Below are 9245 nucleotides of genomic sequence, written 5' to 3'. Positions count from 1 at the left end.
AATACCCGCGAAACAGGATTTCCTCCGCGATCGGCCCGATGAACCCAATGGTGATCCACTGCAAAAGCAGTAAGACGGGATGCGTTTGACCCGCCTGTTCTATACCGCGGCTGATGCTTTCTTCACGCCACGAGGACAGTTCCAATGAGCAGAGATCAGCAAACCATTCTGTCAAATGGCGGTCAACCGCCAACACAAAAAACAAATACAATCCGACGATGACCAAGGGAACCTTGACCCAAAAGGCGGCATCCACGGGGACACAACCGATCTGTCGCCATTTACCCCGCAATAAAAATAGCGACACCAAACATATCCACATAAATGGAAAATACGATGCCAACAATGACAAAGCTTCCGTCTCCCCCTGTTCGGGCAACAAAACAAGCAACAGGGGCAAGGCGATCTGAAAGGTTTGCACCCACGCCGTAAAATAAACAATATCCCTCGCTTCAAGCTCCGATCCCAGCAACCTCCGCTCATGGGAAAAACGGAATAGACAGCCGCACAACACAAACACCATGCTCCCAGCCATCAAAATGATTCCCCACACCGCAAGCACCGCCATCTGCCCAGCAGAAAGGGGTTCCACCGGTGCAATCAACCACGTACCGTGCGGCGTCCGCTGCCAATCCAGCAGTGAAAATTCAAGAGGAACCATGAGAAAAAACGAAGCGCATAACAGCCAGGCCGCTCCCAGACGAAGTTGGTTTAATCGCCTCCAACCCGTTCTTATCATCTCACTCAATCACTACTCACCCGCTTTTTAACAAAATAAGAGCGACCCCCTTTTTTGAAAAAGAGTGTCGCTCTACTATATGCATCGGCTTGTCAGATTAAACCTCACGCCGTCCTTCCAAAGCTTTGGTCAGAGTCACCTCATCTGCATACTCCAAATCGCCGCCAACCGGCAACCCATGCGCGATTCGCGTCACTTTTAAACCAAACGGCTTAATCAGTCGTGATAAATACATGGCCGTGGCTTCCCCCTCGATGTTGGGGTTGGTCGCCAAGATCAATTCCTGCACGTTGTCATCTTCCAAGCGCTTCAACAACTCAGGAATTTTTAATTCTTCGGGCCCGATTCCCTCGATGGGGGAAATCGCTCCATGCAACACATGGTACATCCCATTGAACTCACGCGTGCGTTCCATCGCCATCAAATCTTTGGTGTCCTGAACCACGCAAATGACCGACCGATCCCGCTGTTTATCCGAACATATATAGCATGGGTCATGATCAGTAATATTTCCGCAGACCGAACAAGTATGCAGATCGCGTTTGGCCCGAACCAAGGCTTTGGCCAAATCCAACACGTCATCCTCTTCCATCGTCAATACGTAAAACGCCAATCTCTGCGCTGTTTTGGGGCCAATCCCCGGCAACCGCATGAATCCTTCGATCAGTTTTGATATTGGTTCAGGCACATACAACGTTCGCCACCCCTAGCTTTTACTAAAACAGTCCGGGAATGTTCATTCCACCAGTAAACTTACCCAGATCTTTCGCCAACAACTCGTCAGCTTGCTTCATCGCATCATTAAAAGCGGCCGTAATGAGATCTTGCAACATTTCCACGTCATCGGGATCAACCACTTCCGGCGCGATTTCAATCCCCCGCAACTGTTTGTGCCCGTTCACAGTCACTTTGACCACACCGCCGCCTGCAGTGCCGGTAACTTCTTTGTGCTCCAGTTCTTGTTGCGCTTTAGCCATTTCCTGTTGCATTTTTTTTACTTGTTTCATCATTTGATTCATGTTGTTTCGCATCATAAGGACTGTTCCTCCCACACTAGTTTTGGTCAATTACCTTTACCAATCGCTCACCAAACAAGTCGATGGCCTTCTTAATAATATCATCTTCTCCGCCGGATTCCGCAGATTCATTCGGCTGTGTTTCCCGTTGTTTGCCATGGCGGGCCACAAATTCCTGCCATTCCGGCATCATGATGGTTTTCAACCGCATTGGCGTTCCAAACACTTGCGCCATTACCTGCTGAATCAAATCTTTGTGCTTATTTTCCACCGTCTCGCAATGGATCTTGCTACGGAAAGCCAACACAACCGTGTCTTTTGTCGCCCCCACTACTTCGCCGTCCACCAGCCAGGCATGCACCATGATTTTCTCTTCTTTGACCCGGTACAACACTTCCGGCCAAGCGCGCTTGATTTCTTTCAGTTTCTCAGAAGACAGCAAAGTGACCCACTGTTCAGTCAGAGCAGTCAACCGCGGTTGGCTTTTGGCCGCGGCAGCAGGTTTGGGATGTGCTGCCGGAGCTGGCGTTGCCCGTTCAACGGGTGCGGGGGGAACCGTTTGCAACGTGCGCAAGGCTTGCTCCAACTCACGAATCCGCTCTTCCAATTGGGCAAGTGGAGCCGAAGCAACCGCTTTCTGCTCCTGCCTACCCGTATCGCTGAGGCGAAGCATCGCCATTTCCAGCACAACCCGGGGATGGGCGACCCATTTCATCTGCTGCTGGTAATGGAGCAACAAATCCAACATCTGCGTCAAACGGTCTATGGACAACTGTTGGCCCAAACGGGGAAGCAAATCACTGTATCCCAGGCTTGATTTGACAACATCCAACTGCGGTGCCGTTTTAAACAGCATGACATCCCGAACCGCCTGAATCAAATCCTGAATCAGCTTCTCCGGCTCCATCCCGCCCGTGACGGCTTCATCCAACGCCTTCAGCGCTTCCGAAACGGAGCCGTCTACCACTGCTTGGAGCATGCGCAACATGATTTCTTTGGAAACGGCTCCGGTCACAGCCAAAACAGCTTGTTCGTCCAGACGGTTTTCAGCAAAAGCCAGGGCCTGATCCAATAAGCTCAAGGCATCGCGCATGCCGCCGTCCGCCGCTCGCGCCACTGCGTACAGGGCTGTGTCGTCATAGGACACTCCCATCGACTCACAGATTACTTTCATATGGGCGACAATCAGCTCAAAAGAAATGCGGCGGAAAGAGAAACGCTGGCAACGGGAAATGATCGTCGGAGGGAGTTTGTGCGGTTCCGTCGTAGCTAAAATGAAAATGACGTGCGCTGGAGGTTCTTCCAATGTCTTCAACAAGGCATTGAACGCCTCTGTCGTCAACATATGAACCTCGTCGATGATGTACACCTTGTATCGAACTTCCGTCGGGGCATATTTCACTTTATCCCGCAATTCGCGGATTTCTTCCACTCCACGGTTGGAAGCGGCGTCAATCTCCACCACGTCCATCATCGCGCCCTCGGTGATCCGCTTGCACGCCTCGCACTCATTGCACGGTTCAGGTGCTGGGCCGTGCACACAGTTAACCGCTTTAGCCAAAATCCTGGCGGCACTGGTCTTCCCTGTCCCCCGTGGGCCATTGAAGAGGTAAGCATGCGAAAGATGCTTTTCCTTCAAAGCGTTTTTCAGCGTTTTTGTCACATGTTCTTGCCCAACCAAGTCTTCAAAACGTTGCGATCTCCATACCCGATATAATGCCCGATAGGACACACCCAACACTCCAGCCTTCCCCATGTGGGGCAAAATCTGATGATCCTTTTTATCATACTACACCGATTCTCTTTTTTCCAAAAGACAAGGCATCTTCGGAAAAACAAAAACCCACCGTCAAGTGGGTTCAGTCATCAACCGTAACAGCAGGATAGGAAGGGGTCACCAGCACGCCAGCATTGGTCGTGCTTCTGACAGCGTCACAGATCAAGCCAGAGGCAAATAAAAGCGCATCGTCGTGCCTGACTCGTTGGAATCCGGCTCGATCGTCCCGCCCAACTCCATCAGGATTTGCCTGCAAATGGGCAGCCCCAACCCCGTGCCATTCTCTTTCGTGGTAAAAAAAGGCTCAAATATCTTCTCTTGTACCTCTTCGGGAATCCCCGGCCCCGAATCGATGATCTCCACACGCAATTGCCGTTCCTCTGCCATCGTAGCCAAACGGATGCTTAGCTTTCCACCCCGTTTCATCGCTTCGATGGCGTTTTTGCTCAAATTAAGAAAAACCTGCTTTAGCATCTCTCCGTCGGCGATGACGACAGGAAGAGCAGAGACGCTTTTTTCAAAAGAAACATCTATATTATGCAATAAGGCCTCATTTTTAATGATGGGCAATATCTCTCTCAAGACTTTGATCACATTCACAGCCCGCAAATCCGTTTGGCGGGGTTTGCTCAAGAGCAGGATCTCACCGACGAGATTGCTGATCCGCCCAATCTCTTTCAACATGATATCGATATAGCCGCATTCTTTGCCTTGGCCGCTGTCTTTTAACTTATGCCGGATCACTTGCAGAAATCCTTTAATGGCGGTCAAGGGATTGCGAATCTCGTGAGCCGTACCGGCTGCGATTTGCCCAATGGTGGCCAAACGGCTGTTGCGCCGAACTTGCAATTCCAACAATCGGAGTGCGGTCACATCTTCAATCACCAGCATATAGCCAGCCAACCGTTGCTCATAATCTTTGAGCGCTTGCATACGCAACGTAAAGTACCGCTCCTCCCCTTCATCATGCCACACCCAGTCCATCTCCTGTCCGTCCCAGGCTGAGTACACAAATGAAGTCAATTGCTCCTTTTCTTGTGCCTGCAAGCCCAACTGGGCAACCAATTCCTCAAATGATCGATAAACCACCCGCGCCCGATCCAATCTCAACAGCTTGGCGGCCGCAGGATTGAGTTCCAACACTTGGCTGCATTCATCCAGCACAATCACCCCAAGATGAATGTTCGCCATCATCTGGGCGGCCATGCGCTCAACCGTTATCATCGGATAAAAAGTAAGGTACTGGCAAGATGGATCAGCATGGTCTGTTAAAGATTTCATGTTCATATTAATCATAATCGCACCGCCACATCGTCGCTTCCCTTCTTCTCTTGAACTTCTTCCTACGTGAACACGGTTCTCTCGAAAGATTTCGCCTCGGACCAGCTACTTAGCATGGTCGCCGCCGATCCCAACGGATGCGCAACGTTCCGACAAGGGAAGGTTCCCCGCTCTCCATGAAAATCAGAAAAACAGGACGAGCCCCGATCGGCACGAGTCACCTCCATTTGGCTGACACTTTTTATGTTGGAACTTTTTTGTCTAAATTGTGATATTTTTTAATTCGCCATTTTCCACTTTCTTCCTTCAAAAAAATCAGTCTTTTTTGCCTTTTGCCGAAGAAGGGTGGAAAGCGCAAAAAAGCCCAAGCTCCAAAATGGAACTTGGACTTATCGTCATCTTATGTAGCCGCGCACCTATCCTTGACGCACCCAGCCCGAGCGGGCACTGGATCATCAGCTCAAACCAGGCACCCCTACGGCACACGAGGATTCTCCCTTAGTGCTGCTTCCGTCAGGACCTGACACGGTTCGGAAGGCCTCGTTGCGTAGGACCCAATTATCAACACTGATCATCCAGACCAGACCTCGCACAAGATGCGCCTCAGATAGGAATTCAACCCCGTTAAGGCGGATTACGGGTTACAGGGCACCGCCAGCTCCCCATCTAGCGCGGTGTTTCTATCATAACACAAGGAGCCTTGACATCGCAACGGGTGGATATATTTTACTGAAATACAACGAATATATAATTCAAGTATATAGAATCAATCTTGATTGCGCTGTTTTTATTTTGCAATTACTATTAGAGCGTTCTGATGCATCAAGTTGGTGGGTTGAAGTGACGAAAAAACACTTTTAACCCCGGATGCTAATCCACTTGGTGGCCAATCGGATTGCCTCGAACTGGATCGCTTGATCGCTGTTTGAAAGCGTGAGACCTTCTCGGTCGACGCACGGCTGGCATGCCCATCGTTCTTTTTCTGACGCGGCCACAATCCGGATCTCCCACGGCTTCACATTTTTATCGCAAAATTCGCAACGAGCTTGCGTATTTACCGCATACTCTTCCATATCGAGTCGCCCTTTAAATTGAGCATGGTACTGCTTGGCCTGTTCCCGAACACGTGCTTTGCGCTCTTCCATTGTTCTTATCCTCCCTTGAGCCGCCGAAGGATTGTGCCGGCGCCACATTTTCCTGTATTCGTGCATTTTACCACAACTTGCCCAGGTACGGGATTTTCCGTTTGCGAACGAATTAAAACCGGTTTTGGCTTATTGAAAATGGATCAGGTAACGCAAATAGATATACAGATGCGAAATAGCCAAGGAAAGCAACATGATGGGCATACCCATTTTCATAAACTGCCAGAAGCTGAAACCCTGTTTTTCCCTAGCGGCAAGGCCCGCCACCACCACGTTGGCGGAAGCGCCGATAATCGTTCCGTTCCCACCAAGACAAGCACCCAAGGACAAAGACCACCACAAGGCGTCAGCTTGCGGACCGTCGATGGCAAATCCAAGACCAGAAATCATATCTTGAATAAGCGGAATCATCGTAGCCACAAACGGAATGTTGTCAACAAAAGCGGAAGCAATACCAGATACCCATAAGATCAACACTGAGGCAACCGACACATCTCCGCCAGTCACTCGCAAGAGTTCGGTAGCCAATAACTTGATCACACCCACTTCTTGCAAGCTTCCCACCAGCACAAACAATCCAGCGAAGAAGAAGATGGTGGGCCATTCCACGTATTCAAACACCTTTTCTACATCTTCATCTTTCACACTGATCAGCAACAACAGCGTGGCACCAGTCATAGCCACCACAGCCGCCTCGATGTGAATGACCGAGTGAAGCACAAACCCCAAAATGGTCAAGCCCAGCACGATCAGGGATTTGGTCAACAACTTCTGATCCGTGATGTAAGCCTTCTCATCCAATTTCATCAACTCAGTCACCATCGCTTGATCTACCTTCATCCGGCGACGGTAAATCAGGTACACCAGCAACAGCACCACCGCCATGATCACGATCACGACCGGCGCCAAGTTCAACAGAAAATCATTGAAGGTCAAATGCTTGTTGGCAGAGCCGATAATGATGTTGGGCGGATCGCCGATCAACGTAGCGGTACCCCCGATATTGGACGCAACCGCTTCCATGATTAAAAAGGGAATCACATCCACTTTCAGCATGCGAGTGATGGAGAACGTCACCGGAACAATCAACAGCACGGTGGTCACATTGTCCAAAAAGGCTGACAATAGCGCCGTAAGTGCCGACAGCATAATCATGATGCGCACCGGATTGCCTCCAGACAGCTTAGCGGTTTTCACGGCGAGATATTGGAATATCCCCGTTTTATTGATAATCCCCACTAAGATCATCATCCCGATCAAAAGGATGATCGTCTCCCAGTCGATGTACTCGTGAAACGCTTTTTCCGTGTCCAAGATCCCCAACACAATGACGGCAGAAGCACCAAGCAAGGCCACAACAGCCCGATTCAATTTTTCAGTGATAATAAATGCATAAACAATTAAAAAGACCGTAACCGCTATCACCGCTGGGCTCATATCGTTTCTCTCCCCCTCTTGTTCATACTAATAGGGAGCCCAGGCCGAAGGGCTCCCTATTAGTATGGTTTCATTTCTTTTCCTATTATACTAGGACAGCCTAACGCCGTAAATTATCACCGTTCACTGGTAGCGTAATATCCGTCATACGCCGCCTGCTTCTTTTCGCTTATTTTTAAATATTCTCCTCTTCTCTCGCCCTACTGATCACCTATAATAGAAGTGTATCAAATTCCAACGATGAAGGAGCCGACAAGATGAGCTTATTTGAACCGTTCGATGTTGAAATTGAAGTGGATGAGAACGAGTTGGAAATTGAAATCGGCGGTGTCGAAGTGGAGTTGGAACTAAACGAAGACGGCCTCGAGCTCGAAGTAGAATTTGATGATTAAAGACAAAAAACGGCTTGGTTTTTATGAACCAGGCTGTTTTTTTGTCAACTGTTCAATCTCCTCGATCACTTCTGCAAAGGATCGGCCCGTTATCTCATCCTTAATCTGCACCTCTTCTTTTAATGTCACACGGGTGCCATCTGAAAGCTCTACAGTGGACTGGTTGTTTCTGCCGATCATAAGATTTGCCACTCCTCGCCCATCCCGTGCAATCATGAATGGTTGAAAAGCCGGTAAGTAAGTTCCGTCAGCATCGCGCCGGGACAAAAACAATACCATCGATTCGCCAGTCTTGGGTGCGATGTACTTCGGTCTTTTCAGCGCCACCTGCACTTTTTCCCCATCCACACTCAATGTCTCGACATGGCGATAAGGCACGCGCACATAAATGTTATCCGGCGCATCCCCCTTCAATGTATCCCGAACCTCAAACGAAAATACTTTGGTCTGCATGGAAGAACCAGTCGATGGCCGCTCCACCTCGCCTTGATGCACTGCTACCACGATCAGGGCGGCATCCTGAGTCATCTGTTTCAGAGTTTGTGCTACAATCGGTTCCGCCATGATAGTAATTCCCCGCTTCGAGGGACGCAACGCTTCATTCCCCCACCACAGCAACAGCCCGACAGCGCATATGCCTGCACTCCAAAACAAAACCGCTTTTTTCAAGGTGATCCCTCCCGATCGGCCGACGTGCGGCCCGTTTCATCAAACCAAGCCTGATCTTTCGCTCTTCGGCTGAACGAAAGACACTCCGCATTCCAGTTGTAATTCCTCCAAAAACCGTTCCATAAACGCATGGCGCTCTTCAGCCAACTTCCTTCCCGTTTCCGTATTCATCCGGTCTTTCAACAGCAGGAGTTTCTCATAAAAATGGTTGACTGATGTGCTTTGAGCCTGTTTGTATTCCGCGAACGAGGCATGGAGTGTCGGCTGGATCTCCGGATCATACAGGGGTTGTCCCTTGTACCCCCCATAAGCGAAAGCGCGGGCGATCCCAATAGCCCCAATGGCATCCAACCGATCCGCGTCTTGGACAACCATGCCCTCTTTGGTTTTCATCTCCGTTTGAACATGAGCACCTTTAAAAGAGAGATCAGCGATGATCTGCGAAACGTGCCTTACTACTTCCTCATCCACACCTAATCCAGTCAGCCATTCCTCAGCCATACGGGGCCCCACTGTTTCATCTCCACCGTGAAACTTGTGGTCAGCGATATCATGCAACAGTGCCGCCAACTGAACCACCAACATGTCCGCCTGTTCCGCCTTTCCCAACCGGATCGCATTTTTCCACACCCGTTCAATATGAAACCAATCATGGCTTCCCTCTTGTTGCCGCAGTGTTTCCTTCACATAGTCAACCGTTTTTTCAATGATTGCGTCCGACTCCATGTTCCCTGCCCCCCAGCCGAAGGTTTTGTTCTTTAAAGAATAAATTCATCCACAAACAACATA

10 protein-coding genes and 1 other RNA gene (1 of these 11 running past the window's edge) are annotated in these 9245 nt (G+C 49.7%); 1 reads left to right on the top strand and 10 read right to left on the bottom strand.

Annotated features, from left to right (window positions below):
* The 8 genes from EDC32_RS10455 to EDC32_RS10420 all read right to left on the bottom strand — a co-directional run.
* Window positions 1–739 carry the 5' portion of a CPBP family intramembrane glutamic endopeptidase gene (locus EDC32_RS10455; protein WP_246026929.1) on the bottom strand. The gene continues 242 nt to the left of window position 1, outside the view, so 739 of the gene's 981 nt are visible here — the first part of the coding sequence; its start codon is at window positions 737–739; its stop codon lies off the left edge, out of view.
* 97 nt (window positions 740–836) lie between these two features.
* Complete coding sequence (gene recR, locus EDC32_RS10450) at window positions 837–1433, bottom strand: recombination mediator RecR (protein ID WP_022735706.1); 597 nt, start codon at window positions 1431–1433, stop codon at window positions 837–839.
* Window positions 1434–1455: 22 nt separating this feature from the next.
* Complete coding sequence (locus EDC32_RS10445) at window positions 1456–1770, bottom strand: YbaB/EbfC family nucleoid-associated protein (protein WP_132222068.1); 315 nt, start codon at window positions 1768–1770, stop codon at window positions 1456–1458.
* Between the two features lie 22 nt (window positions 1771–1792).
* Window positions 1793–3487, bottom strand: coding sequence for a DNA polymerase III subunit gamma/tau (gene dnaX / locus EDC32_RS10440; protein WP_132222066.1), 1695 nt, complete (start codon window positions 3485–3487; stop codon window positions 1793–1795).
* A 207-nt stretch (window positions 3488–3694) separates the two neighbouring features.
* Window positions 3695–4813 (bottom strand): two-component system sensor histidine kinase NtrB, encoded by a 1119-nt coding sequence (locus EDC32_RS10435; RefSeq protein ID WP_158283333.1) that lies wholly within the window; start codon window positions 4811–4813, stop codon window positions 3695–3697.
* 408 nt (window positions 4814–5221) lie between these two features.
* Window positions 5222–5488, bottom strand: an RNA gene (ffs, locus tag EDC32_RS10430) — signal recognition particle sRNA large type.
* 182 nt (window positions 5489–5670) lie between these two features.
* The gene (locus tag EDC32_RS10425) at window positions 5671–5958 is read right to left on the bottom strand and encodes a hypothetical protein (protein WP_132221985.1); all 288 of its coding nucleotides are present in this window, start codon (window positions 5956–5958) and stop codon (window positions 5671–5673) included.
* Window positions 5959–6087: 129 nt separating this feature from the next.
* A complete protein-coding gene (locus tag EDC32_RS10420; RefSeq protein WP_132221983.1) occupies window positions 6088–7395 on the bottom strand; it encodes an ArsB/NhaD family transporter in 1308 nt (435 codons plus the stop codon).
* 257 nt (window positions 7396–7652) lie between these two features.
* Between EDC32_RS10420 and EDC32_RS16750 the strand changes: the two genes are divergently transcribed.
* Window positions 7653–7787: a hypothetical protein gene (locus EDC32_RS16750; RefSeq protein ID WP_259436099.1), complete on the top strand. Its 135-nt coding sequence runs from the start codon at window positions 7653–7655 to the stop codon at window positions 7785–7787.
* A gap of 21 nt (window positions 7788–7808) precedes the next feature.
* Here the strand turns inward: EDC32_RS16750 and EDC32_RS10415 are convergent, their stop codons facing one another.
* Complete coding sequence (locus tag EDC32_RS10415; protein ID WP_132221981.1) at window positions 7809–8456, bottom strand: hypothetical protein; 648 nt, start codon at window positions 8454–8456, stop codon at window positions 7809–7811.
* 39 nt (window positions 8457–8495) lie between these two features.
* Window positions 8496–9182 carry an HD domain-containing protein gene (locus EDC32_RS10410; RefSeq protein WP_132221979.1) on the bottom strand — a complete coding sequence of 229 codons (687 nt, stop codon included), beginning with the start codon at window positions 9180–9182 and terminating at the stop codon, window positions 8496–8498.
* Between the last annotated feature and the right edge of the window lie 63 nt (window positions 9183–9245).

Origin of the sequence: Laceyella sacchari (genome assembly GCF_004343255.1) — a bacterium.
GTDB classification, from domain to species: domain Bacteria; phylum Bacillota; class Bacilli; order Thermoactinomycetales; family Thermoactinomycetaceae; genus Laceyella; species Laceyella sacchari.
This window is presented reverse-complemented; position numbering and strand designations above follow the sequence as displayed.